22 protein-coding genes are annotated in these 23,044 nt (G+C 72.7%); 12 read left to right on the forward strand and 10 right to left on the reverse strand.

Annotated elements, in window-relative coordinates; translation table 11 throughout:
- From ACN6LD_RS29750 to ACN6LD_RS29765, 4 genes are all read left to right on the forward strand, one after another.
- Window positions 1–816 (forward strand): alpha/beta fold hydrolase, encoded by an 816-nt coding sequence (locus ACN6LD_RS29750; RefSeq protein ID WP_445044817.1) that lies wholly within the window; start codon window positions 1–3, stop codon window positions 814–816.
- Complete coding sequence (locus tag ACN6LD_RS29755; protein WP_319195847.1) at window positions 813–2,027, forward strand: glycosyltransferase; 1,215 nt, start codon at window positions 813–815, stop codon at window positions 2,025–2,027. Before ACN6LD_RS29750 ends, ACN6LD_RS29755 begins: the two co-directional genes overlap by 4 nt.
- Complete coding sequence (locus ACN6LD_RS29760; RefSeq protein ID WP_319195846.1) at window positions 2,024–3,118, forward strand: class I SAM-dependent methyltransferase; 1,095 nt, start codon at window positions 2,024–2,026, stop codon at window positions 3,116–3,118. The genes ACN6LD_RS29755 and ACN6LD_RS29760 overlap by 4 nt, the downstream gene beginning before the upstream one ends.
- Window positions 3,119–3,251: 133 nt before the next feature.
- Entirely contained in the window at window positions 3,252–4,196 is a 945-nt protein-coding gene (locus tag ACN6LD_RS29765; protein ID WP_319195844.1) for an alpha/beta hydrolase, read from the forward strand.
- Window positions 4,197–4,317: 121 nt separating this feature from the next.
- On the opposite strand, the gene ACN6LD_RS29770 is transcribed toward ACN6LD_RS29765, so the two are convergent.
- Complete coding sequence (locus ACN6LD_RS29770; protein ID WP_319195843.1) at window positions 4,318–5,106, reverse strand: alpha/beta fold hydrolase; 789 nt, start codon at window positions 5,104–5,106, stop codon at window positions 4,318–4,320.
- 155 nt (window positions 5,107–5,261) lie between these two features.
- Here ACN6LD_RS29770 and ACN6LD_RS29775 point away from each other — a divergent pair, with 155 nt between their 5' ends.
- On the forward strand, window positions 5,262–5,606 hold the full coding sequence (locus ACN6LD_RS29775; protein WP_445044818.1) for a cupin domain-containing protein: 345 nt from the start codon (window positions 5,262–5,264) through the stop codon (window positions 5,604–5,606).
- Here ACN6LD_RS29775 and ACN6LD_RS29780 read toward each other — a convergent pair.
- Entirely contained in the window at window positions 5,596–6,639 is a 1,044-nt protein-coding gene (locus ACN6LD_RS29780; RefSeq protein WP_445044819.1) for a LacI family DNA-binding transcriptional regulator, read from the reverse strand. The two genes, ACN6LD_RS29775 and ACN6LD_RS29780, sit on opposite strands and share 11 nt — an antisense overlap.
- A 164-nt stretch (window positions 6,640–6,803) precedes the next feature.
- Here ACN6LD_RS29780 and ACN6LD_RS29785 point away from each other — a divergent pair, with 164 nt between their 5' ends.
- Both ACN6LD_RS29785 and ACN6LD_RS29790 read left to right on the forward strand, forming a co-directional pair.
- Window positions 6,804–7,961 carry a Gfo/Idh/MocA family protein gene (locus ACN6LD_RS29785; RefSeq protein WP_319195838.1) on the forward strand — a complete coding sequence of 386 codons (1,158 nt, stop codon included), beginning with the start codon at window positions 6,804–6,806 and terminating at the stop codon, window positions 7,959–7,961.
- Window positions 7,962–8,111: 150 nt separating this feature from the next.
- Window positions 8,112–8,780, forward strand: coding sequence for a hypothetical protein (locus tag ACN6LD_RS29790; protein WP_057582433.1), 669 nt, complete (start codon window positions 8,112–8,114; stop codon window positions 8,778–8,780).
- A gap of 80 nt (window positions 8,781–8,860) precedes the next feature.
- On the opposite strand, the gene ACN6LD_RS29795 is transcribed toward ACN6LD_RS29790, so the two are convergent.
- On the reverse strand, window positions 8,861–9,895 hold the full coding sequence (locus ACN6LD_RS29795; RefSeq protein ID WP_445044820.1) for a LacI family DNA-binding transcriptional regulator: 1,035 nt from the start codon (window positions 9,893–9,895) through the stop codon (window positions 8,861–8,863).
- A 117-nt stretch (window positions 9,896–10,012) separates the two neighbouring features.
- On the opposite strand from ACN6LD_RS29795, the gene ACN6LD_RS29800 reads away from it, so the two are divergent.
- The 3 genes from ACN6LD_RS29800 (at window position 10,013) to ACN6LD_RS29810 (ending at window position 13,104) form a co-directional block, all read left to right on the forward strand.
- Window positions 10,013–11,182 carry a phytanoyl-CoA dioxygenase family protein gene (locus ACN6LD_RS29800; RefSeq protein ID WP_445044821.1) on the forward strand — a complete coding sequence of 390 codons (1,170 nt, stop codon included), beginning with the start codon at window positions 10,013–10,015 and terminating at the stop codon, window positions 11,180–11,182.
- 14 nt (window positions 11,183–11,196) lie between these two features.
- A complete protein-coding gene (locus ACN6LD_RS29805) occupies window positions 11,197–11,973 on the forward strand; it encodes an SDR family oxidoreductase (protein ID WP_319195832.1) in 777 nt (258 codons plus the stop codon).
- Between the two features lie 126 nt (window positions 11,974–12,099).
- Window positions 12,100–13,104: a Gfo/Idh/MocA family protein gene (locus ACN6LD_RS29810; RefSeq protein WP_319196829.1), complete on the forward strand. Its 1,005-nt coding sequence runs from the start codon at window positions 12,100–12,102 to the stop codon at window positions 13,102–13,104.
- A 167-nt stretch (window positions 13,105–13,271) separates the two neighbouring features.
- Here ACN6LD_RS29810 and ACN6LD_RS29815 read toward each other — a convergent pair whose 3' ends face one another.
- The 4 genes from ACN6LD_RS29815 to ACN6LD_RS29830 all read right to left on the reverse strand — a co-directional run bounded on the left by ACN6LD_RS29815 (window position 13,272) and on the right by ACN6LD_RS29830 (window position 17,694).
- Window positions 13,272–14,522 (reverse strand): serine hydrolase domain-containing protein, encoded by a 1,251-nt coding sequence (locus tag ACN6LD_RS29815; protein ID WP_319196831.1) that lies wholly within the window; start codon window positions 14,520–14,522, stop codon window positions 13,272–13,274.
- A gap of 150 nt (window positions 14,523–14,672) precedes the next feature.
- On the reverse strand, window positions 14,673–15,590 hold the full coding sequence (locus ACN6LD_RS29820; RefSeq protein ID WP_319196833.1) for an ATP-binding cassette domain-containing protein: 918 nt from the start codon (window positions 15,588–15,590) through the stop codon (window positions 14,673–14,675).
- Between the two features lie 8 nt (window positions 15,591–15,598).
- Window positions 15,599–16,675, reverse strand: coding sequence for an ABC transporter permease (locus ACN6LD_RS29825; protein WP_319196835.1), 1,077 nt, complete (start codon window positions 16,673–16,675; stop codon window positions 15,599–15,601).
- Complete coding sequence (locus tag ACN6LD_RS29830) at window positions 16,675–17,694, reverse strand: sugar ABC transporter substrate-binding protein (RefSeq protein ID WP_319196837.1); 1,020 nt, start codon at window positions 17,692–17,694, stop codon at window positions 16,675–16,677. Before ACN6LD_RS29830 ends, ACN6LD_RS29825 begins: the two co-directional genes overlap by 1 nt.
- 408 nt (window positions 17,695–18,102) lie before the next feature.
- On the opposite strand from ACN6LD_RS29830, the gene ACN6LD_RS29835 reads away from it, so the two are divergent.
- Window positions 18,103–18,888, forward strand: a complete 786-nt coding sequence (locus tag ACN6LD_RS29835; RefSeq protein ID WP_319196839.1) for a GntR family transcriptional regulator — start codon at window positions 18,103–18,105, stop codon at window positions 18,886–18,888.
- 33 nt (window positions 18,889–18,921) lie between these two features.
- On the opposite strand, the gene ACN6LD_RS29840 is transcribed toward ACN6LD_RS29835, so the two are convergent.
- The 3 genes from ACN6LD_RS29840 to ACN6LD_RS29850 form a co-directional block, all read right to left on the reverse strand.
- Complete coding sequence (locus tag ACN6LD_RS29840) at window positions 18,922–19,680, reverse strand: SDR family NAD(P)-dependent oxidoreductase (protein ID WP_319196843.1); 759 nt, start codon at window positions 19,678–19,680, stop codon at window positions 18,922–18,924.
- Window positions 19,681–19,682: 2 nt separating this feature from the next.
- A complete protein-coding gene (locus tag ACN6LD_RS29845; protein ID WP_319196841.1) occupies window positions 19,683–20,861 on the reverse strand; it encodes an acyl-CoA dehydrogenase family protein in 1,179 nt (392 codons plus the stop codon).
- Between the two features lie 246 nt (window positions 20,862–21,107).
- Complete coding sequence (locus ACN6LD_RS29850; protein WP_057583881.1) at window positions 21,108–21,680, reverse strand: TetR/AcrR family transcriptional regulator; 573 nt, start codon at window positions 21,678–21,680, stop codon at window positions 21,108–21,110.
- 280 nt (window positions 21,681–21,960) lie between these two features.
- Between ACN6LD_RS29850 and ACN6LD_RS29855 the strand changes: the two genes are divergently transcribed.
- Window positions 21,961–23,044: hypothetical protein (locus ACN6LD_RS29855; protein ID WP_445044822.1), on the forward strand; the 1,084-nt coding region annotated here is incomplete at its 3' end.

Consider the following 23,044-nt stretch of genomic DNA (forward strand, 5'->3'; position numbering starts at 1 on the left):
ATGGCGATGGTCGACACCGGAGCCGTCCGGTTGCACGTACAGCGGCTCGGCCCGAGGGAGGGCCGGCCGGCCACCGCCACCGTGGTGCTGGTGCACGGTCTGCTCACCGACAGCCTGGCCAGTTACTACTTCACCGTGGCCCCCGCTTTCGCGGCCGCGGGCCTCGACGTCGTCATGTACGACCTGCGCGGCCACGGCCGCAGCGCACGCCCCGCCGAGGGCTACACGCTGGACCACAACGTGGACGACCTCGAGGCCCTGCTCGACCGGCTGGGGGTCACCGGTCCGGTGCATCTGGTCGGCAACTCCTACGGAGGCACGATCGCGTTCGGCTACGCGGCCCGGCGCCCCGGGCGGGCGGCGAGCGTGACCCTCGTCGAGTCCGAACCGGCCACCGCCGCCTGGGCGGTGAAGCTCGGCGGCATCCTCGACCGGGTCGTGACCCAGCTCGCCCACAACGAGCCCGACGCGATCGCCTGGATCAGCGCCCACCGCGGACACAACACGGCCCGCCTGGCCAAGGGCGCGGCCCGGCTCGCCCGCGACACCACCCTCGGCCGGGACATCCCGGCCAGCCGGGTGCTGACGGAGGAGCGCATCGCGGCGGTGCGCTGCCCGGTGCTCGCCGTGTACGGCGGCGACTCCGACCTCGCCGCACTCGCGCCGTGGCTGGAGTCGGTGCTGCCGGACTGCCGGACCGTGGTGATCCCGGGACATGAGCATTCGGTGCTCGTGGAGGCGTCGGGCGCCGTCGGCGGGCACATCCTGTCCCTCGTCGAGGAGGCCGGACGGACCGCGGCGAAGGCCGCCGGATGAGCCGGTTCCTGTTCGTCGTCCCCCCGCTGGTCGGGCACGTCAACCCGACGGTCGGCGTCGCCGCCGAGCTCGCCGCACGCGGCCACCGGGTGGCCTGGGTCTGTCCCGACCCGGAGCTGGTCGGCAGGCTCGCAGGGGGCTCGGCGGGTCCGGTCTTCGCCTGCGACGGGGCGCCCGTGGGTGAGCGGCCCGCCGACCTGCGAGGGCCGGAGGCGCTGAAGTTCCTGTGGGAGTGGTACCTGCTGCCGCTGGCCGAGGCGATGGCGCCGGGGGTGCGGGCGGCCGTCGGGACGTTCCGGCCCGACGTCGTCGTCGCCGACCAGCAGGCCTTCGCCGGCGCGCTGGTCGCCGAACGGCTGGGCCTGCCCTGGGCGACCTCGGCGACCACGTCCGCCGAGTTCACCGACCCGCTGGCCGGGCTGCCCAAGGTCCGCCAGTGGCTGGACGGGCGGCTGAGGGCGCTGCGGGCGGCCGTCGGCGACCCCGCCCAAGCCGGCGACCCCCGCTTCTCCCCGCATCTCGTTCTCGCCTTCAGCACACCGGAGTTGGCGGGTGCGACGCCCGGCGTCCCCGGAAGCGGTCCGGACGGGTGCGGGAGCGCCGGAAGCGGCGGAAGCGTCTGCTGGGTCGGCCCGTCCGTCTCGGCGCGGCCGTCGGCCGCCGGTTTCCCCTGGGAGTGGCTCGACGCCGGACGCGCCACCGTGCTGGTCACGCTGGGCACCGCGAACGCCGACGTCGGCGGCCGGTTCCTCGACGTGTGCCGGAGCGCGCTGCGGGAGCGTGCGGACCGTATGCAGGCAGTGATCGTCGACCCCGGCGGCACACTGGCGGCGCGGGAGCCGGACAAGGACGTGCTGATCGTGCCGTCCGTGCCGCAACTCGCCCTGCTGGAAAGAGGAGTCGGCGCGGTGGTCTGCCATGCGGGGCACAACACCGTGTGCGAGGCGCTGTGGCACGGGATCCCGCTCGTCGTGGCCCCCATCCGCGACGACCAGCCGGTGGTGGCCGGGCAGGTCGTGGACGCGGGGGCCGGGGTGCGGGTGCGCTTCGGCCGGGTCACCGCGCAGCGGTTCGGCGCGGCCCTCGACTCCGTGCTGGACGACCCCGGGCACCGCGCGGCGGCCGTCCGGATCCGCACCGCGTTCCGCGCCGCGGGCGGCGCATCCGCCGCGGCGGCCCGACTCGACGAACTGGCACGGGAGTTGCGATGACCGATCAGACCACGTCCGGCACGCCGGCCGAACCCGTCAAGCCCGCCGAGCGGATCGCCGGGCTGCGGCCCGCCTACCAGGCGGACCTCGCCGCCGGGCTGGAGCGCTTCTTCGAGCCCCGCCGCACCGACTGCCCCTGGTGCGGCGCACGGGAGCTGACCACCCGCCTGCGCACCACCGACCTGCTCCAGCACAAGCCCGGACGGTTCGTGCTGGACCGCTGTGAGCGCTGCGGACACACCTTCCAGAACCCCCGGCTCAGCGCACAGGGACTGGAGTTCTACTACCGGGACTTCTACGACGGACTGGGCGAGAAGAAGCTCGGCGACACCTTCGGCGGCCGGACGAAGATGTACCGGGGACGGGCCGAGTCGATGCTCCCGCACGACCCCGCGCCGAAGACCTGGCTGGACGTCGGCACCGGGCACGGTCACTTCTGCGCCGCCGCCCGGGACGTGCTGCCCGGCACGGTGTTCGACGGGCTCGACTTCACCGACGGCGTCGAACTCGCCGAGCGGGAGGGTCGGGTGGAGCACGGCTACCGGGGCGACTTCCCGCGCCTCGCGTCCGAACTCACCGCCCGTTACGACGTGGTGAGCATGTTCCACTACCTGGAGCACAGCACCGATCCCGACCGTGAACTGCGCGCCGCCCGGGAGACGGTCCGGCCCGGCGGGCACCTGCTGATCGAGGTGCCGGACCCCGAGAGCCGCTACGCGCGGCTGCTGGGCCGCTGGTGGCTGCCCTGGCTCCAGCCGCAGCACCTGAACCTCGTGCCGGTGGCCAATCTCCGGGAGCGGCTCACGAGCCTGGGCTTCACGGTGGTGGCGGAGCAGCACGCGGAGCCGCACGACCCGGTCGACCTGCTGGCCGGCGTCTGGCTCGCGCTGGACCACGCCGCGCCGCGCGACGACGCGCCCTGGCTGCCCCGGCCGCCGGGCGCGCTGCGCCGCACGCTGCGCGGGACGCTGCTGGTCGCCGGCATCCCGGCGCTGGTCGTCGCCACCTTGCTGGACCGGTTCGCGGTGCGGCCGCTGGCGCACCGGCTCGGCGTGTCCAACGCCTACCGGCTGGTGGCCCGCCGGGACTGACCGTCCGGCCCGGCGGGCCGGCGGCAGCCGGTGGGAACAGGGCTGTTCGGGCGGGTCGCGACATGTTAGCTTCACCCCGTCCATCAACAGGATTCCTGATGACGGCGCGACACGGCACGACGAACGGATCAGCATGTCCCTCCTCGCCAGGCCGTCGGTGGCCGCCCTCGCCGCGCGCACGATGCAGCGCCTCACCGCGCTCGCGGGCCGCCGCGCGAGCGGACCCGGCTCGACGGCCGACCGGCTCACCCGCCTGCCGGAATACCCCCGCGACACACGGGAGTTGACTGTGCCGACCTCGGTCGCACCGGCGCCGGTCACCGTGTACGCACCCCCGGAGGGAACTCCGGATCCGCCCGTGCACGTCAACTTCCACGGCGGCGGGTACGTCATGTCGATGCCGGAGATCGACGACCCCCTGTGCCGTCTGCTCGCCGCCGAGGCGGGGGTGTTCGTGGTCAACGTGAAGTACGCGGTGGCGCCGCAGTTCCCCTTCCCCGGGCCGCCCCGGCAGGCCCACGAGGTCGTGCGCTGGGTGGCGGAACACGGCGCCGCACACGGGTGGGACGGCACGCGACTCACGGTGGGCGGGCAGAGCGCCGGCGGCGGCCTCGCGGCGGCCGTCGCCCGTCAGGCCCTGGAGGACGGCGGCCCCTCGATCGCGCTCCAGGTGCTGCACTACCCCCCGCTGGACCTCGTCACCGGCGCCCGGGACAAGCGGGCCGCGATCGCCCGGCCGCTGCTGCGGCCCTGGATGGCGGACGTCTTCGACTCGTCGTACGTCCCGGACCCGGCCCTGCGCGCCGACCGGCTGGTCTCGCCCGCCCACCCGTCCGACACCGCCGACCTCGCGGGCATCGCCCCTGCCCTGGTGATCACGGCGGCTCACGACCTGCTGCGGGCCGAGGGCGTGCGGTACGCGGAGCGCCTGGCGGCGGCCGGCGCGCTCGTGGAACACCACGACGTGCCGGGCGTCGACCACGGCTACGACGGCGACGAGGCGAACGAGGAGAGGACCCGCGCCTCCTACGCGCTGATCGCCCGCCGCGTACGACAGGCCACGTCGCCCGCCGCCTGAGCGACCCGGGGACACGCGGGGCCGCGCCCGCCGCGCGCCGCGCGTCGTCGGCGACGGAGACCCAGACCGCGACGGAGACGGAGACGGAGACCGTGAAAGTCCCGGTCCTGGGGCCGGCCTCTCAGCGCACCGTCGCCGTGGCCGCCTCCGCGACCACCGCGGCGACGGCGGCCGGCTGCTCGACGAGGGCGAGGTGTCCCGCGTCCGCCACCGCGACCGTGCGGACCCGCGGGCAGGCCTCGAGGCCCCGCCGTTCGCCGTCCGTCAGCCCGATCCCGTCCCGGTCCCCGCGCACCACCCAGGCGGGGACCCCGGCCTCGCACAGCCGCGGGACCAGGGACGGCCACCGGTCGAGGTACGCGTAGTAGGCGCGCACGATCCGGCGGCAGGCCGCCGGATCGCTGCCGCCCATGGCCGCCGCCAGCGCCTCGGCGCGGTGCGGCGGCAGTTCGCGTTTCAGCGCCCGGGGCAGCAGCCGGATCATGGCGGTCCAGGCCGCGCCGCCCAGCACGGGCACCCGGCCCAGGGTGTTCAGGACGGTCAGGAAGCGTGCCTCGTCGCCGCGCGAGAAGGTCGGGGACAGCAGTACCAGCGGACCGTGGAACAACCCGAGCGCGGCCATCTCCAGCGCCACGTTCGCGCCCAGGCTGTGGCCGACGACGGTGTCGCAGCCGGCGTCGGCGGCGAAGTCCGCCATCAGCCGGGCGTAGTGCTCCATGGAGACGTCCGACGGCGCCTCGGTGGGGCCGAAGCCGGGCTGGGTCACCGCGACCGTCCCGAGCCCCGCCACCACGGGCTCGGCCATCACGTCCGCGTAGAACTCCGTCGTGCACAGTCCGCCCGGAATCATCAGCACCCGGTGCGGGGCGTTCGCCGCGCCCGCCCGGCGGATCTGCCACCGTTCGCCCATACCCCGAGCCTGCCCCCGACCCCGCGAGACCGCACCCGCGACGCGGGACCCGCCCGGAACGCGTCGCGGCCCCCGACGATCTGCCGCACCGCCGGGGCGCACGCCACACACGTTGTCCAGCCCGCGGGAACGGCTCGCCTCGGCAAGATTGCCGCATGACCCACAGCTTCGCTCTCCACGTTCCCGACGCCGCGCTCGAACCCGACCCGCTCGACCCTGCGCAGATCGTCTCCGGCTCCCCCGAGGTCACCGGCACGGTGGTGTGGGAGTCCGACGACGGCCGGCAGATCCGGGGGATCTGGCAGATCACCCCGGGCGTGGTCACCGACACGGAGGCGGACGAGCTGTTCGTCGTGATCAGCGGTTCGGCGACGATCGAGGTCGAGGGCGGGCCGACGCTGACGGTGGGCCCCGGGGACATGGCGGTGCTGCGCGAGGGCGACCGCACGACCTGGACGGTCCACGAGACGCTGCGCAAGGTCTACGCGATCAACCGGTGAGCGGGACCGGCGGCGCCGTAGTCCCCCGGATCTCCAGCAGCGGAGCGGCGAGCTGCACCCGCCCCGCTCCCCCGCCCCCCGCGAACCGGTCCAGGAGGCAGCGGGCGGCCCTGCGGCCGACCTCGTGCCCGGCGTTGTCTACGGTGGTCAGCCACAGGTGCCGCAGCCGGGAGATGCTGGTGTTGTCGTAGCCGACCACGGAGAGGTCCCCGGGAACGCCGAGGCCCAGCTCCTCGGCGGCCGACAGCGCGCCCACACCGGCCATGTCGTTCACGGCGAACACGGCCGTCGGCCGGTCGGAGCGGCCCAGCAGCCGGACGGCGGCCCGGTGGCCGCCCTCCTCGGTCATGTCACTGGCCTCGACGGCGGGCCGCTCCACGCCGTGCTCCCGCATCACCGCCTCGAAGCTGCGCCGCCGCAGCTCGCCGACCGCGCCGTACCCGGCGATGTGGGCGATGCGGCGGTGGCCGAGCGCCAGCAGGTGCTCGGTGACCAGGCGCGCGCCCTGTTCGTCGTCGCCCGCGACCACGTCGATCCCCGGCGGGACGGGTTCCCGGGCGCCCGCGACGACGACCGGGATCCGCTCCGCCACCGCGCCGAGCGCCGCCGGGTCGGGCAGCGTCCCGACGATCACCAGCCCGTCCGCCCCGAGGTCCAGGAACGGGCCGGCCGGGTCCTGGCCGACGCGCCGGTTGAGACGGGCGTCGGCGAGGAGCATGTGCAGACCGTGCGCGTGCAGCAGGGAGTTGAGACCGTCGAGGAGGTCCACGTACCAGGGGTTGCGCAGGTCGTGCAGGAGGACGCCGACCATGGGGGTCCCCCCGTCGGGACGTGCCGGGGGGCCGGGGAGGGTGCGCTGCTCGCTGAGGCTGCGCGCGGCCGTGTTCGGCCGGTAGCCCAGTTCGCCGGCGGCGCGCAGGACGGCCTCCCGCTTCTCCGCGCGCACCTGCCCGGTCCCGCGCAGCACGAGGGAGACCAGGGATTTGGACACGCCCGCGCGGTCGGCGACGTCACGGATGGTCGGCGGTCTCATGACATGGACCGTTCCATGTCGCCGGGCGGCTGTCAAAGGGGTCAGCGTCCTCGCCGCCTGAGGGCCTCGCAAGCCTTGACACCCCGGAGGGCCGCCTTCAGGGTGACTTGGACAAGACATGGACCGGTCCATCAGGGGCCGGCTGAAGGCTGAGAGGGGCCGTCATGGTGGACGCGCTCGGTGTCGCCGTCGTCGGGTTCGGCTGGATGGGGCGGGTGCACACCCAGGCGTACGCCCGCGTCCGGCACCACTACCCGCAGCTCGCCCTGCGTCCGGAGCTGGTGGTCGTCGCCGAGGAGGTCCCCGGCCGGGCGGAGGAGGCCGCCGCGCAGTTCGGCTTCACCGCCACCACCCGCAACTGGCGTGAGGTGGCCGCCGACCCGCGCGTCCACGCCGTCAGCATCACCGCGCCGAACTTCCTGCACCGCGAGATCGGCGTCGCGATGGCCGAGGCCGGCAAGCACATCTGGATCGAGAAGCCGGTGGGCCTCACCCGCGAGGACGCCGTCGCCGTGGCGGACGCGGTGGCCCGGAACGGGGTCCAGGGCGCCGTCGGCTTCAACTACCGCAACGCGCCCGCCGTCGAGACGGCCCGTGCGCTGATCGCGGCCGGTGAGCTGGGCGCCGTCACCCATGTCCGCATCCGTCTCCTCAGCGACTACGCGGCCCACCCTGACGGCGCGCTGACCTGGCGGTACGAACGGGAGCGCGGCGGCAGCGGGGTGCTCGGCGACCTGGCCTCGCACGGCGTGGACCTGGCCCGCTTCCTGCTCGGCGACATCACGTCGCTGGCGGCCGACACCGCGGTCTTCGTCCCGGAGCGGGCCCGCCCGACGGGAGCGACGGCGGGCCACAGCCTCGCGGCCGGCGGCGAACTCGGACCGGTCGAGAACGAGGACTACGTCAACTGCCTGCTGCGCTTCGCCTCCGGCGCGCGGGGCGTGCTGGAGGCCTGCCGGGTCTCGGTCGGCGCGCAGAACGACTACGGCTTCGAGGTGCACGGCACCGAGGGCGCGGTGTTCTGGGACTTCCGGAGGATGAACGAGCTGGGCGTCAGCCGCGGCAGGGCGTACCAGGACCAGCCGGTCAGCACCGTGTACGTGGGCCCGGGCGACGGCGAGTTCGGCGCCTTCCAGCCGGGCGCCGCGAACGCGATGGGCTACGACGACCTCAAGGTCGTGGAGGCCCACCGCTTCCTGCGCTCGGTCGCCGAGGGCGCACCGCACGGGGCGACGCTCGCGGACGCGGTGCACAGCGCGACCGTGCTGGAGGCGATGTCGCGCTCCGCGGAGAGCCGTTCCTGGGTTGACGTGCACCCGTAGGGGTGGCGCCAGGACCACCCCCGATCCGGCGCCCAGGCCCCGCGACCGGGGCCGCCGGAAGCGGCAGTCTTCAGGGGCCGGCCCGAACGAGCCCCGCAGGAGCCGAGAGGCCGGCGCCGCATCCGCCACGCCGAGAACTCGGGGGACCCCATGTCCGAAGCCACCGCCCGGCGCCTGACCGGCCTCGCCGCCGTCGTCGCCGCCGTCGCCCTCATCGTCCAGGTGCCGCTGTACTTCCTCTACTCGGGTCCGCCGCCGGACGTCAACGTCCTGTCCCGGCTGCTGGTCGGGATCGTCGCGCTGGCCTGTCTCGTCGTCTTCGTGACCGCGTTGCGGGAACTGGTCCGGCGCGTCTCCCCCGACCACGAGTGGATCGGCTCGATCGCCTTCGCGACCGGGCTCGTGTACGCCACGGTCACCCTGGTCTCGATGGGGCTGGAGGCCGGCGCGGTCATCGCCGTCGACCACCCGATCGACCCGACGATCGACGTCAGCGGCACCTACATCCTGTACGGGTCGATCTCCCGCCTCATGCTGGCGCTGTTCCTGACCGCGTTCGGCCAGGCCGTCGTCCGCACCGGGCTGCTGCCGCGCTGGACCGGCCGCTCCGCCCACGTCCTGGCCGGCGTCAACCTCGTGTTCGTGCCGTCGCTGTTCTTCGGCAACGACCCCGCGTTCTTCTACGCGGCGAACGGCTGGGCCACGACCGCGCTGATGGGCTTCCTCCTCAGCTACTGGCTGCTGGCCGTGGGGATCTCGACATACCGCGGCGCGGCCCGCGTCACCCCGGCGCCCGCCGCCCCCGCACTGCGGGCCTGAGGCCCGAGAAGGGGTCCGCGGCACCCGGCAGGACACCCGGGCGGCCGAAGGAAGCGCACGCCCCCGGGCGGCGGCCCGCGTCAGCCGGCCGCCGCCCGGGGCGGCATGTTGTACGGGGTGACGACCTGGATCGCCGACGGCAGCAGAGGGCCGGCCGGCGGCAGCGCGCCGTGCGCCCGCATCACGGTGTGGCAGGCCTCGCGCACGTCGTGGCGCAGATCGTGGTGGAGGACGGCGGACAGCCGGTGCTCGCGCAGCAGCCGCGTGTTGTCCTGGTCGAGGTCGTGGGCGACGAACACCGCGCACGTCCGTCCGAGGTCGGCGAAGGCGCGCAGGGCGGCGATGTTGCCGCCGCCGATCGAGTAGACCGCGCGGATCTGCGGGTCCCGTTCCAGTGCGGCGCGCACCAGGTCGTACTGGGTGGCGTCCAATCCCTGCCCGCCGACGATCTCCACGAGCGCCCGCTCGGGGTGCCGGGCCCGCATCACGCCGCGGAAGCCCATCTCACGCTCCTCCTCGTTGCGGAAGAAGCCGCTGCTCAGGCTGGTGAGGACGTTGCCGGGCCGGTCGCCCAGCCACTGGCCCACGAGATAGGCGGCGGTCGCGCCGGCCGCGCGGTCGTCGATGCCGACATAGGCGAGCCGGGCGCTGGCGGGCAGGTCCGTGACCAGCGTGACGACCGGGATGCCGGCGGCCACCAGCCGGCCGACGGCCGCGGTGACCTCGGGGACGTCCGGCGCCTTGAGGATCACCCCCTGCGAGCCCCGCCTGGCTATCCGGTCCAGGGTCGCCACCAGCTCCCCGGCCGGTCCGGTCTCCCGGAAGTGGAAGCGCGAGCGCAGCACCGCCGGGTGCAGCGACGGCAGCTCGGCCTCCAGGGCGGAGCGCACGGCGGTGGTGAACCGTTCCGGCGCCTGCATCACGATGTCGATCATGAAGGTACGGCCGACGAGCCTGACCTGGGTGCGCTGGCGGTCGAGGTCGGCGACGGCCCGGCGCACCTCCTGCGCGGTGGACTCCCGCACCCCGCCCCTGCCGTTGAGCACCCGGTCGACGGTCGCCTCGCTCAGACCGGCCTGACGTGCGATCTCGCGGAGGGGGAAAGGGTGACCCACGGAAGGCTCCTCGACGTCGGCTTGAGGGGTTTTTGACGGCTGCCTGCTGGTTGTTCGACGGGTTTGTCATGACAAGAATGGCAGGGCTGAGCCGCCGTTGTCATCGAAGGGACGCCGATGTCCTTCACCTCCGCGCAGGGTCCTGCCTGGCTGACCGAGCAGGACTGCGACCTGGACGTGTTCCGATCGCTCGTCGAGCGCACCACCGACCTCGCCGACTTCCCGCACGCCGCGGCCGTCGAGGCGAACGTCCTCGTCTACGACAGCGCCCGCCTGCGGGCGGCCGGTGACGGCGGTCGTGGGGTGCGCGCCGAGCTGGTGCGGGCGTTCTCCGAAGGCCCTGGCGTGGTCGTGCTGCGCGGCGCCTTCCCCGACGCGACGGTCGTCGACCGGCTGACGGCCGTCTTCGACGCGCTCATCGACGCGCAGCACGCCTCGGGGGCGACCGCCGGTGACCACTTCGCGAAGCCCGGCGCCAACGACCGCGTCTGGAACGCCCTGGAGAAGGCCGCCCGCCACGACCCGGAAGCATTCGCCGACTACTACGCGAGCGACGTGCTCGCCCTGGTCGCCCGCGCCTGGCTCGGCCCCGGATACCAGGTGACCTCGCAGGTCAACGTGGTCAACCCGGGCGGCGCGGCCCAGAGCCCGCACCGCGACTACCACCTCGGGTTCCTCTCCGACCGGGCGGCCGCCGCCTACCCCGCGCACGTCCACCGCCTCTCCCCCGTGCTCACGCTCCAGGGCGCGGTCGCCCACTGCGACATGCCGGTGGAGTCCGGTCCCACGCTGTATCTGCCGTACTCCCAGACCTATGAGCCCGGCTATCTCGCCTGGCGGCGGCCGGAGTTCCAGGCCTATTTCGCCGAGCGGCACGTACAGCTGCCGCTGGCCAAGGGCGACGCCGCGTTCTTCAATCCGGCCGTCTTCCACGCCGCCGGCGCCAACCGCACGACCGGGGTGCGCCGCACCGCCAACCTGCTCCAGGTGTCCTCGGCCTTCGGGCGCGCCATGGAGACGGTGGACCGGGAGGCGGTGGTGAACGCGGTCTTCCCCGTGCTGCTCAGCCGCAGGTCGCAAGGTGTCGGCGACGAGTGGCTGGAGCGCGTCGTCGCCGCGAGCGCCGAGGGCTGTGCCTTCCCCACGAACCTCGACGCCGACCCGCCGGTCGACGGACTGGCCCCGCCCACGCAGGCGGACCTCGTACGGCAGGCGCTGTACGAGGAGTGGACCCCCGAGACGCTCCGGGACGCGCTGCGGGCCGGCGCCGCGCGGCGCATCAGCTGAAAGGAACCCCCTCCATGGGACTTCTCGACGACAAGGTCGTCCTCGTCAACGGCGGCAGCCAGGGCGTGGGCGCGGCCGTGGCGCGGGCCGCGGTCGGTGAGGGCGCCCTCGTGGCCGTCACCGGACGGCGGCGGGAGCCGGGCGAGGCGCTGGTCGCGGAACTGGCCGCCGCGGGCGGCAAGGCCGTGTTCGTCCAGGCCGACCTGGCGGACGCCGAACAGGCACGGGCGTCGGTGGCCGAGACGGTGGCGGCCTACGGCCGGGTCGACTGCCTGGTGAACTCGGCGGGGCTGACCGCCCGGGGCACGCTGCTGGACACCTCCCCCGAGCTGTTCGACCAGCACATCGCCATCAATCTGCGGGCGCCGTTCTTCGCCATGCAGGCGGCGGTCGCGGACATGCTGTCCCGGGAGGCACCCGGCACGATCGTCAACGTCATCACCTCCTCGGCCCACGGCGGACAGTCCTTCCTCGCGCCGTACGTCGCCGCCAAGGCCGGGCTCATGGGCCTCACCCGCAACGCCGCGCACGCCCACCGCTTCGACCGGATCCGGATCAACGGCCTCAACATCGGCTGGACGGCGACCGAAGGCGAGGACGCCACGCAGCGGGCCTTCCACGGCGCCGGCGACGACTGGCGTGAGCAGGCGGCCGCACGGTTGCCGATGGGCAGGCTGGGCCGGCCCGACGAGATCGCGGACTTCGTCGTCCTCCTGCTGTCGGACCGGTCGGGCGTGGTCACCGGTTCGGTGATCGACTGGGACCAGAACGTCCTCGGCGGACTCGACTAGCGTCCACCCCGCCACCGTCCCGGCAGCCCTCTCCGTTCCCCTCCGCTCCCGTCCCCCGTCCTTCCCTTCATCCTCTCCGCCTCCCCCTCCCCCTCCCCGCAAGACCCCTCAAGGAGCTGCACCCCCATGCGCATCGGAATCCTCGGCCTCGGCCGCATCGGCGCCTTCCACGCCGAGACCCTCTCCGGACTCGACGCCGTCGAGTCGCTCGTCGTGGCCGATCCGTTCGCCGAGGCCGCCAAGACCGCCGCCGAGCGGTTCGGCGCCGAGGTCGCGGACTCCCCCGAGGCGGTGCTGGCCGCCGGGGTGGACGGCGTCGTGATCGCCGCGGCGACCGACGCCCACCCGGGCCTGATCCTGGCCGCCGTCGAGGCGGGCGTCCCGGTCTTCTGCGAGAAGCCCGTCGCCCGGACGATGGCCGAGGGCGTCGAGGTGCTCAAGGCCGTCCAGGGCAGCCCGGTGCCGATCCAGATCGGCTACAACCGCCGCTTCGACGCGGGATTCGTGGCCGCGCGGGCCGCCGTGCGGGCCGGTGAGCTGGGCACGCTGCACACGGTCCGCTCGACCACGCTGGACCCGGCGCCGCCGCCCGCCGCGTACGTGGCCGGCTCCGGCGGCATCTTCCGGGACTGTTCCGTGCACGACTTCGACATCATCCGCTGGGTCACGGGCCGCGAGGTGAGCGAGGTGTACGCGGTCGGCGGCAACCGGGGGGCCGACTACATCAAGGCGGCGGGCGACGCCGACACCACCGGCGCGATCCTCACCCTCGACGACGGCACGATCGCGGTGGTGTCCAACTCCCGCCACAACGCCCGTGGTTACGACGTGCGGATGGAGATCCACGGCTTCACCGACTCGATCGCCGTGGGTCTGGAGGACAAGCTGCCGCTGCGCTCCGTGGAGCCCGGGGTCACCTTCCCGTCCGGCGCCCCGCACGACTTCTTCATGGACCGCTTCACCGCCGCGTACCGCGCCGAACTCACCGCGTTCACCGAGGTCGTGGCCGGAACCCGCCCCTCGCCCTGCACGATCGAGGACGCGCTGGAGGCGGGCTGGATCGCCGAGGCCTGCACGCTGTCCCTGCACGAGCACCGGCCGGTGACGATCGCGGAGGTACGGGGTTCCTGACACCCGGCTGAGCAGCCGGGCGAGGGCGGCCGGGGCCGGGGCGGACACGCCCCCGGCCCCGGCCGCCCTCTGCGGGTTCACCGGCCGTAGCGGATCGCGACCCGGTCGGGGTCGCAGGCCGCTCCTCCACCGGATCCCGGGGGTTCACCCGCTCCGGTGGAACGTCCTCACCGCGCCGCCGGTTGCGCAGGGAGGTTGAAGACGTGGTCCGGTGAGACGATCCTCGTGATCGCGTCGCCGAACAGGGTGCTGGGTTCCTGGTTCTTGTAGTCGATGTCGGTGTTCAGCACGACGACCAGGGTGGCCTGCGCCGACGGCAGATAGACGGTCAGCGACTCGTAGCCCGGCAGGGAGCCGTTGTGGCCGATCCATCCCTGCACGTCGAAGATGCCGAGGCCGTATCCCGCGCCGGGGATCGGGGTGGGCGGGGTGATCAGCCGCTGCTTCTGGGTGGCCGCGCTGACCATCCGTTCGCCGTCGGGCAGCACGCCGGTGGCCACGGTGCGCGCCCAGACCCGCAGGTCGTCCAAGCGGGAGATCATCGCGCCGGCCGCCCAGGCCCAGGAGGGGTTCCAGTCCGCCGAGTCCTCGACCTCGCCGGACGCGGTCTGGTTCGTGTAGCCCTGCGCGTGCGGCGTCGGGAACTCGTTCCCGGTGGGGAAGAGGGTGTTGTCGAGGCCGGCCGGGTCCAGGATGTGCTCCTGGACGTAGTCGTCCAGGGCCTGCCCGCTCGCCTTCTCGACGACCAGGCCGAGCAGGATCAGGTTGGTGTTGCTGTAGAAGAACTTCTCGCCCGGCGGGAACAGCACGGGGTGCTTGAACGCGTAGTCGAGCAGCTGCTGCGGTGTGAAAGGCTTGCGCGGGTCGGCGGTGAACGCCTTGAAGAAGGCTTCGTCCTGCGAGTAGTTGAACAGTCCGCTGCGCATGCCGGCCAGCTGGCGCAGGGTGATCCGGTCCCCGTTCGGCACGCCGTCGACGTACTCGCCGATCGTGTCGTCCAGGCCGACTCTGCCCCGGTCGACGAGCTGGAGGAGGCCGGTGACCGTGAACGTCTTGGTCTCGCTGCCGATGCGCATGGAGAGGCCGGGGTCCATCTGCCTGCCGGTGCTCTTGTCCGCGACGCCGAAGGACTTCACGTAACGGCCTTTGTCCGGCGTCCAGATGCCGACGCTCACGCCCGGGACGTCCGCCTGTTCCATGACCCGCCGGACGGCGTCGTCGACCTGCTGCCGTACCGCGGGGGTGAGTTCGACGACGTCGTCGCCACCGGACGGGTCGGGCGCGGGCGGTGAGGTCGTGGAGACGGCGGACGCATGGTCGGGCGCGGCGGCGGTGACGCCGACGGCGGGCGCCAGCAGCGCTCCCACCGCGGCGACGACGACGGCGCCCCTGCGCAGACGTGGATACGGGTGTGTCATGGGCTCGCTCCCGCGTGTGGGGGGTTGCGCCGCAGGCCACAGCCGCACCATGGGGCACGGGCCGCATGCGGCCCATCTCCCCCACCATACGAGCGCGGGAGCGTCGCCGCCTGTCGGCGGCGGACGCTCCCGTCCGGTGCTACAGGCGTCTCAGGACTTGCCCTCGTCCGAGGCCGCCACGGGTGCGGTGAGGTCCTTCGCCTCCGGCAGCTCGTCGACGTCGACGCCGCGCACTTGGGCCAACTCGTGCTTGAGGGCGGCGAGTTCGGTGCCGCCGGCCATGTGGTTGGTGAGTTCTTCGAGGCTGACCTGGTCGCGGGAGGCGGTGAGCTCCATGGTGCCCAGGCGCAGGACGCTGAAGTGGTCGCCGACCATGTAGGCGTGGTGCGGGTTGTGGGTGATGAAGATGACGCCGAGGCCGCGGTCGCGGGCGGCGGCGATGTACTTCAGGACCACACCGGACTGCTTGACGCCGAGGGCGGCGGTGGGCTCGTCCAGGATCAGCACCCGTGCGCCGAAGTAGACGGCGCGGGCGATGGCGACGCACTGGCGCTGACCGCCGGAGAGCGTGCCGATGGGCTGTTCCATGTCGTCCAGGACGATGCCCATGTTGCGCAGTTCGCGGTCGGCGGTCTTCTTCATCGCCTCGATGTCGAGACGGCGCACGGGCCAGGGGCCCTTCGTCATCTCGGAGCCGAGGAAGAAGTTGCGCCAGACCGGCATCAGCGGGACGGTGGCGAGGTCCTGGTAGACGGTGGCGATGCCCTTGTCGAGGGCTTCGCGGGGCGTGGTGAAGCGCACCGGCCGGCCGTCGACGAGGAACTCGCCCTCGGTGTGCTGGTGCAGCCCGGAGACGATCTTGATGAGGGTGGACTTGCCGGCGCCGTTGTCGCCGAGCACGCAGGTCACCCGCCCGGGGTGGACGGCGAGGCTCACGCCGTGCAGGGCACGGATGTTGCCGTAGGACTTGCCCGCGCCTCGCAGTTCGACGATCGGGCCGTCCCCGGGCTCGGGGACGGTGTCCGCGATGACGGCCCCGTGGGTACCGCTCTTCTCGGTGGATGTCATGGGGTGGGTCACCTCCGGGTCGCCGTGCGGCTGACCCACAGATTGATCAGGACGGCGCCGAGGAGCATCACGCCGAGGAAGGCCTTGAACCAGTCGGGATTCCAGCCCGCGTAGACGATGCCCTGCTGCACCATGCCGAACATGAACGCGCCGAAGACCGGGCCGATCGCGCTGCCGGCGCCGCCGGTCAGCAGACAGCCGCCGATCACGGCCGCGGAGATGTAGATCAGCTCCTGGCCCACGCCCTCACCCGACTGCACGGTGTTGAACGTGAACAGCTGATGCATCCCCACGAACCAGGCGCCGAAGCCGACCAGCATGAACAGCGAGATCTTCGTGAACGTCACCGGCACGCCGACCGCCCGCGCCGACTCCTTGTTGCCGCCCACCGCGAAGATCCAGTTGCCGTACCGGGTGCGCAGCAGCACCCAGGTCGCCAGCGCCGCGAACACCAGCCAGTACACGATGGTGATCTTCACCTGGACGTCGCCGATGTGGAACGACGACGCGAAGACCTTCTTGGCCTGGCCGAAGCCGTCCATGTCACTGATGTCGTCGGTCGCCACGTTGGTGGTGACCAGCTTGGTCACCGCCAGGTTCACGCCCTGCAGGATGAGGAAGGTGCCGAGGGTGATGAGGAAGCTCGGCAGACCGGTCTTCACCACCATCCAGCCGTTGAGGAAGCCGATGCCCAGCGACACCATCAGCGCCACCACCACACCGACCCACACGTTCATGGTGAGCTGGTAGCTGAGCATGCTCGCGGTGAGCGCCGAGGTGATCACCGCGACGCCGGACGACAGGTCGAACTCGCCGCCGATCATCAGCAGCGCCACCGGCAACGCCATGATCCCGATGGTCGACGACTGGTAGAGGATGTTCGCCATCGCGCTGCCCTCGCGCACCGGCGGGGCCGTGATCAGGAAGAACACGTACACGGCGACGGCGCCCAGGAACACCCCCACCTCGGGGCGCGCCAGCAGCCGCAGCGCCAGCGGGCGCGTGGCGGTCCGGCCGTCGCTCTGCTGCGGGCCGGAGGCCGGCGGTGTGGTCACCGCCGGCTCGGCATGACGGGTCCCGCTCATCACCGGGTGCCCTTGGCGGCGTACGCGGCGACCGCCTCGACGTTGGACTTGTCGACGAAGGCCGGGCCGGTCAGCACCGGCTGCTCACCGCCGCCCATGTAGTTGCCGTTGTTCTTGTAGAGCCACAGCGAGTCGATCGCCAGGTAGCCCTGGAGGTAGGGCTGCTGGTCGACGGCGAACTGGATCGTGCCCTTGCTGATGGCGCCGGTCAGGTCCTTGTTGAGGTCGAACGTGGCGATCTTGGCCTTGCTGCCGGCGTCGGCCACCGACTGCACGGACGTCAGCGCGAACGGGGCGCCGAGGGTGACCACGTAGTCGATGGCCTTGTCCTGGCTCAGCTTGGCGGTGATCGTCGACTTGACGGACGGCATGTCGGTGCCGTTGACGTTGAGGACCTCGGTGGTGCCCTTGAAGGTCTTCTTCACGCCGTCGCAGCGCTGGGTGAGGCCGATGTTGCCCTGCTCCTGGATGACACAGACGGCCTTCTTGGCGCCCTCGGTGTTGAGCCGGTTGCCGAGGGCCTCGCCGGCCACGGTCTCGTCCTGGCCGAAGAACTCCATCAGGCCGAGGTTCTTCCACTCGCTGACACCGGAGTTGAGGCCGACCACGGGTATCTTCGCGGTCTTCGCCTTGGCTATGACGTCCTTGAGCGCGTCCGGCTTGGCCAGGGTGACCGCGATGCCGTCGACCTTCTGGTCGATCGCGTTCTGGATCAGGTTGGCCTGGTTGCCGGCGTTGGGGTCGGCCGAGTAGATCAGCTTGACGTTGTCCTTGGCGGCGGCGGCCTCGGCGCCCTTGCGGACGATGTCCCAGAAGGTGTCGCCGGGCGACTGGTGGGTCACCAGCGCCACCGTCATCTGCGGGGTGCTCGCCTTGCCCGCGGAAGCGCCGTCCGCGCTCTCCTCGGACTTCTTCCCGCCGGAGCTGCTGGAGCAGCCTGCGAGGGTCAGGGCCACCGCCGCGGCCATGGCCACGACCGGAGCGATGCTGCGTGAGCGGGACGGAGAAGAGCTGTCCATCTTTCCTGCACCTCACTGTGCGACGGAGAATACGACGGGAATCGGGTGGAGGCGATCGGAGGAATCCGGGGCCCGTTTCTACTCAGATTGGGGCCAGGGGGCCGGGTCCGCGACTGTTCAGGTGTCCCGGACCCGGCCTGTGCACTGCTGGGACCGGATTCAATTCCCTGGCGAGCCCGCTGTCAATACTTTGTTATGACATCATTTCACGAGCAGGTCCGAATGTAAGAACAAAGTCTTGACAGCGTGCGCTCCCGGGACCTACACCTGGGCAGAGCCAGGTCCCGATCGCCGTGAGGAGCCTCCCATACGGCGCGATCAGCCCGGCAACCGGACCTGATCTTGACGGAGGCGCACAGGTTCCCCGGCGACGGACGCGCCGCACCGACGACCCGAAGGGGTGCCCCGATGGCGAAGACCGGTGCCCGGACCCGCGCCACGCCGGGCTCGGCGCTCGAGGCGTTGCCCTTCGCACTGGACCGCACCAGCCCGGTGCCGCTCTACTACCAGCTCGCCCAGCAGCTGGAGAAGGCGATCGAGCGGGGGGCGCTCGCCCCGGGCGATCTGCTGGGCAACGAGATCGACCTGTCGACCCGGCTCGGGCTGTCCCGCCCCACGGTCCGCCAGGCCATCCAGTCGCTCGTCGACAAGGGGCTGCTGGTGCGCCGGCGCGGCGTCGGCACGCAGGTGGTGCACAGCCAGGTGAAACGGCCGCTGGAGCTCAGCAGCCTGTACGACGACCTGGCGGCGGCCGGGCAGGGACCCACGACACGCGTCGTGCGCAACGAGCGGGTGCCGGCCACCGCGGACGTCGCCGCCGCGCTGGCCGTCGCGGAGGGCAGCGAGGTCACGCTGCTGGAGCGGCTGCGCGCCACGCACGGACAGCCGGTGGCGTTCCTGTGCAACTACCTGGCCCCGGCGCTGCCGGACTTCGCCACCGAGCGCCTGGAGTCGACGGGCCTGTACCGGCTGCTGCGCACCGCGGGCGTCACCCTGCACAGCGCCCGCCAGACGGTGGGCGCCCGTTCCGCCACCGCCGGGGAGGCCGCCCTCCTCGCCGAAGCGGAGGGGGCGGCCCTGCTGACCATGCGGCGCACCGCGTACGACGACACCGGCCGGGCGGTCGAGTACGGGACGCACATCTACCGTGCGTCCCGGTACGCGTTCGACTTCCAGCTCCTGGTCAGGCCGTGAGGGCCCGCCCGGCACACCGAGGGCCCGGCGGGCTCAGCGGGGCGCCATGCGCAGGGCGCCGTCCATCCTGATGGTCTCGCCGTTGAGGTAGTCGTGGTCGACGATCGTCAGCGCCAGCCGGGCGTACTCCTCGGGGCGGGCCAGCCGGCGCGGGAACGGCACGCCGGCCGCGAGCGAGGCGCGGAACTCCTCCGACACCGTCGCCAGCATCGGCGTCTCCACGATGCCCGGGGCGATGGTGCACACCCGGATGCCGTACTGGGCCAGGTCGCGGGCGGCCGGCAGGGTCAGCCCGACGACCCCGCCCTTGGAGGACGCGTACGCGGCCTGCCCGATCTGACCGTCGTACGCGGCGATCGAAGCGGTGTTGACGATCACGCCCCGCTGGCCGTCCTCGTCGGCCTCCGTCTCGGCGATGGCCTCCGAGGCGAGCGCGAGCACGTTGAACGTGCCGATCAGGTTGATCTGGATCACCTTGGCGTACAGGCCGAGGTCGTGGACGCCCTTCTTGCCGAGGATGCGCGCCGACGGGCCGATGCCGGCGCAGTTGACGACCGTGCGCAGCGGCACGCCGGAGCCGGCCGCGGTCGCCACGGCGGCCCTGACCTGCTCGGGGTCGGTGACGTCGGCGGCCACATAGGTGACGCCGTCGACCTCGGGCGCCTGGTCGACGCCGTCCTTGAGGTCGAGGGCGAAGACCCGCGCGCCGCGCCCGGCGAGGGCCTGCGCGGTGGCCGCGCCGAGGCCGGACGCACCGCCGGTGACGAGGGCGGCGGTGTTCTCGAGCTGCATCATCACTCCTTGCCGAGGACGGTGAGCACACCGCCCTCGTCGCGGTCCAGCGCACGGGAGATGATCATGCGCTGGATCTGGTTGGTTCCTTCGAAGATCTGCATGACCTTGGCCTCGCGCATGAAGCGCTCCACCGGGAAGTCACGGGTGTATCCGTACCCCCCGAGGACCTGCACGGCATCCGTGGTCACCTTCATGGCGTTGTCCGTGGCCACGAGTTTGGCGATGGACGCCTCCCGTGTGAAGGGCAGGCCGAGGTCCTTCAGCCGGGCGGCGGCCAGCGCGGTGGCCCGCGCCGACTCGATGGCCGCGCCCATGTCGGCGAGCACGAACGCCAGGCCCTGGTGCTCGATGATCGGCTTGCCGAAGGTCTCCCGTTCGCGGGCGTAGCGCACCGCGTGGTCGAGGGCGCCCTGGGCGAGACCGGTGGCGACGGCGGCGATGCCCAGGCGGCCGCAGTCCAGGGAGGCGAGCGCGATCTTCAGCCCCTGCCCCTCCTCCCCGATCCGGCGTTCGACGGGCACCCGGACGTCCTCGAACCGCATGGTCGCGGTCGCCGAGCCGGTCAGACCCATCTTGCGCTCCGGCGGGTCGGCGCTGAGCCCGGGGGCGTCGGCCGGGACGAGGAAGCAGGAGATGCCGTGCGTGCGGTCGTCCGAGGTGCGGGCCATGACCGTGTAGAAGTCGGCGTAGCCGCCGTGTGTGGTCCAGGCCTTGGCGCCGTTCAGCACATAGGTGTCGCCGTCGCGGACCGCACGGGTGAGCATGGCCGCCGGGTCGGAGCCGGCGTGCGGCTCGGACAGGCAGTACGCGCCGAGCAGCTCACCGGCCAGCATGTCCGGCAGCCACCTGCGCCGCTGCTCCGCGGTGCCGAAACGGGACAGCGGGAAACAGGACAGGGCGTGCACGGAGATGCCCACGGCGACGCTCGACCAGACCGCGGCGACCTCCTCGAGGACCTGGAGGTAGACGCCGTACGGCTGGTCCGCCCCGCCGTCCTCCTCGGCGAAGGGCAGCCCGAGCAGGCCGCTGCGGCCGAGGGTGCGGAAGACGTCCCGGGGGAACGCCCCGTCCGCCTCCGCGTCGGCGACCCGGGGTGCGAGTTCCTTGGCGGCGAGGGTGCGGGTGAGCTGGATGAGCTCGACGGCTTCCTCGGTCGGCAGGGCGCGGGTGGCAGGCATGGTGACCTCCACGGAGGAGTGCGGAAAGTGCGGAGTACTGCGAATGATACTGGCGTGCGTACGAACGTATCATTCACAGTACGGCATGGAGGCGGGCCACAGCCAGGCCGAAGACCCGCTCGTGTGATGTCGGATGCCCCGTCGGGGAACGGTCAGGACGGGGCGGGGACGGGGCGGGAGGGTCCGGGCGGAAGGTCCTGGCGGGTCCTGGCGCGCAGGCCCGGGCGGCGGGTCCTGACGCGCGGGTCAGGAGGAGACGGCGTGCACGATCAGCGAGGCGAGCTGCTCGTAGGCCTCCGCGTCGGTCAGTCCGGTGCGCGCCTGCAGCTCGCCCTGCTGGATCTGCCGCATGGTGGCGGCGGCGACCTCGCCGACGAACGCGGTGTGCACCTCGCGGAACGCGCCGTCCGAGACGCCCTCCGCGATCAGCCGGCGCACCCGCTCGGCGGCCATCCGCGTGTTGGCCTCGTACACCTCGCGGGCCGGCGGGAAGTCGGCGACGTCGTCGAGGAAGCGGCGGGAGAGCGGGCGCAGCTGCTCGGCCACGGCGGTCAGGTAGGCCCGTACGCGGTCCGAGGGGTCGGCGGTCAGCGCCACCCGCTTCTCGACGGCCTCGGTCGCCCCGCGGAAGTAGTGCTTGACCGCTTCGACGACCAGCCCCTGCTTGCTGCGGGCGAGCTGGTACAGCGTCGTCTTGGAGCAGCGCAGCCGCTCGGCGAGGTCGTCGAGCGTGAGATGGGCGAACCCTTCAGCCGTCACCAGTGCGACGAGTCGTTCCAGCAGGTCGGCCTGTCTGGCGGTGCGGCGGGAGGACGGCATGATCCCCAGCGTAGCCTCCCTGCTTACTCCCGGGTCAGGGTCCGGCCGCCGGGTCTCCTCGCTGGTCGCCGAACAGCACGGCGTCGCCCCGGCGCCGCCGGAAACAGACAGAAGCGGTATCGAAACGGTCGCATACCGCCTCTGCATCGCCACTTCACGGTCGGTGCAGCAAGAGCCTGACGACCCCTCACCCGAATGCCGAGGGCGGGGGTACAGTCGGAATGTGCGCCTTGGGCCGATCAAATCGCGCGTGTCGCCCGGGAGTAGCGTCCGGGTGCGCATGCATGCGGGGGAATGCTTTGAAGGAACGCTCGCCGAGATCGACGAGGACTGCCTCGTCATCCGCACCGCGGACGCGGAGATCATCCTGGAGGCGGAAGCCATCGAGCTGGTCGAACGCCGCTCGCTCGGGCCCGCCTCGACCGGCGGGAATCCGGACGGTTCATCCTCAGGTGTAGTCCATCAGCCCGAGCCCCAGGCGCCGCCCCCGCCCCGTCCCCCCGTCGAGGCGGTGCTCCCGCCCTCCGCCCTGTTCGCCCTGGAGGCGCTGGAAGAACGGGTCCGCGGCCTCCCGCTGCACATCGCCGAACCTGACTTCGTCGTCTACACCGACGACCTCGACGGCGAGACCCGCGACCAGCTGGACCGCGACCTGCTGAGCATCCGGAACAGCTACAACTACGCGCTGAAGGTCAGGGACACGGCCAAGATCCTCCAGTGCGTCGGCCGCCTCCGCAGGGTCGCGGACAGCTTCAACGCCGCCGACTGCCTGCAGATCGCGGGACGGATGGTCTGGCTGCTCGGCGAACGGGACAGGGCACTCGAACTGTTCGCGGACGCCGCCGACGCCCTGAACGACAGTTCCTCCTGCTTCGATCTGGCGGTGGCCCAGCGGCACGCCGGTGAACTCGCCTACGCCACCACCTTGCGGAACTGCATCGACCAGGACGCCCCGGCGGACGACCCGGCCCTGACGGCGCTCGTCGCCGCCGTGCTCGTCGACGGCGTCGGCGCCGCCGAACTCGCCGGTCTCCTCCTCGACGCCGCCGGATGGAAGCCGGGCCCGGCCCGGCTGAGCGTCCTGCACGGCGGCCTGCTGTGCGCTCCACGGGACGGACTGACCGGATTCCCGGTCGACGACTGGAACTCACCCGGTGCGCCCGCCGAAGCGTTCGCCGTGGTCGCCGCGAAGCTGCACCCGAAGCCCGCTCCCGCCGCCCCCGTGCGGACCACGGGGCCGGCGCCGATGCCCCCGCCCTCGCGTCCGGGCCCGCATACCGTGGCGGCCGGCCCGCCGCGTCCTGTCCCTCCGCCGGCCGTCCGCGCACCCCACGTCCCGCCGCCGGCGGCGCCCGCCCCGGCGG

The sequence above is a fragment of the Streptomyces sp. SAS_272 genome (genome assembly GCF_052543235.1).

Bases quoted from the DNA above. Each gene is read 5' to 3' on its own strand.
- ACN6LD_RS29830 (WP_319196837.1), bottom strand. From the start codon at position 17,694: ATGGACAGCTCTTCTCCGTCCCGCTCACGCAGCATCGCTCCGGTCGTG.
- ACN6LD_RS29760 (WP_319195846.1), top strand. From the start codon at position 2,024: ATGACCGATCAGACCACGTCCGGCACGCCGGCCGAACCCGTCAAGCCC.
- ACN6LD_RS29765 (WP_319195844.1), top strand. From the start codon at position 3,252: ATGTCCCTCCTCGCCAGGCCGTCGGTGGCCGCCCTCGCCGCGCGCACG.
- ACN6LD_RS29790 (WP_057582433.1), top strand. From the start codon at position 8,112: ATGTCCGAAGCCACCGCCCGGCGCCTGACCGGCCTCGCCGCCGTCGTC.
- ACN6LD_RS29775 (WP_445044818.1), top strand. From the start codon at position 5,262: ATGACCCACAGCTTCGCTCTCCACGTTCCCGACGCCGCGCTCGAACCC.
- ACN6LD_RS29800 (WP_445044821.1), top strand. From the start codon at position 10,013: ATGTCCTTCACCTCCGCGCAGGGTCCTGCCTGGCTGACCGAGCAGGAC.
- ACN6LD_RS29805 (WP_319195832.1), top strand. From the start codon at position 11,197: ATGGGACTTCTCGACGACAAGGTCGTCCTCGTCAACGGCGGCAGCCAG.
- ACN6LD_RS29835 (WP_319196839.1), top strand. From the start codon at position 18,103: ATGGCGAAGACCGGTGCCCGGACCCGCGCCACGCCGGGCTCGGCGCTC.
- ACN6LD_RS29825 (WP_319196835.1), bottom strand. From the start codon at position 16,675: ATGAGCGGGACCCGTCATGCCGAGCCGGCGGTGACCACACCGCCGGCC.
- ACN6LD_RS29785 (WP_319195838.1), top strand. From the start codon at position 6,804: ATGGTGGACGCGCTCGGTGTCGCCGTCGTCGGGTTCGGCTGGATGGGG.
- ACN6LD_RS29845 (WP_319196841.1), bottom strand. From the start codon at position 20,861: ATGCCTGCCACCCGCGCCCTGCCGACCGAGGAAGCCGTCGAGCTCATC.
- ACN6LD_RS29810 (WP_319196829.1), top strand. From the start codon at position 12,100: ATGCGCATCGGAATCCTCGGCCTCGGCCGCATCGGCGCCTTCCACGCC.
- ACN6LD_RS29770 (WP_319195843.1), bottom strand. From the start codon at position 5,106: ATGGGCGAACGGTGGCAGATCCGCCGGGCGGGCGCGGCGAACGCCCCG.
- ACN6LD_RS29780 (WP_445044819.1), bottom strand. From the start codon at position 6,639: ATGAGACCGCCGACCATCCGTGACGTCGCCGACCGCGCGGGCGTGTCC.
- ACN6LD_RS29815 (WP_319196831.1), bottom strand. From the start codon at position 14,522: ATGACACACCCGTATCCACGTCTGCGCAGGGGCGCCGTCGTCGTCGCC.
- ACN6LD_RS29840 (WP_319196843.1), bottom strand. From the start codon at position 19,680: ATGCAGCTCGAGAACACCGCCGCCCTCGTCACCGGCGGTGCGTCCGGC.
- ACN6LD_RS29820 (WP_319196833.1), bottom strand. From the start codon at position 15,590: ATGACATCCACCGAGAAGAGCGGTACCCACGGGGCCGTCATCGCGGAC.
- ACN6LD_RS29850 (WP_057583881.1), bottom strand. From the start codon at position 21,680: ATGCCGTCCTCCCGCCGCACCGCCAGACAGGCCGACCTGCTGGAACGA.
- ACN6LD_RS29755 (WP_319195847.1), top strand. From the start codon at position 813: ATGAGCCGGTTCCTGTTCGTCGTCCCCCCGCTGGTCGGGCACGTCAAC.
- ACN6LD_RS29750 (WP_445044817.1), top strand. From the start codon at position 1: ATGGCGATGGTCGACACCGGAGCCGTCCGGTTGCACGTACAGCGGCTC.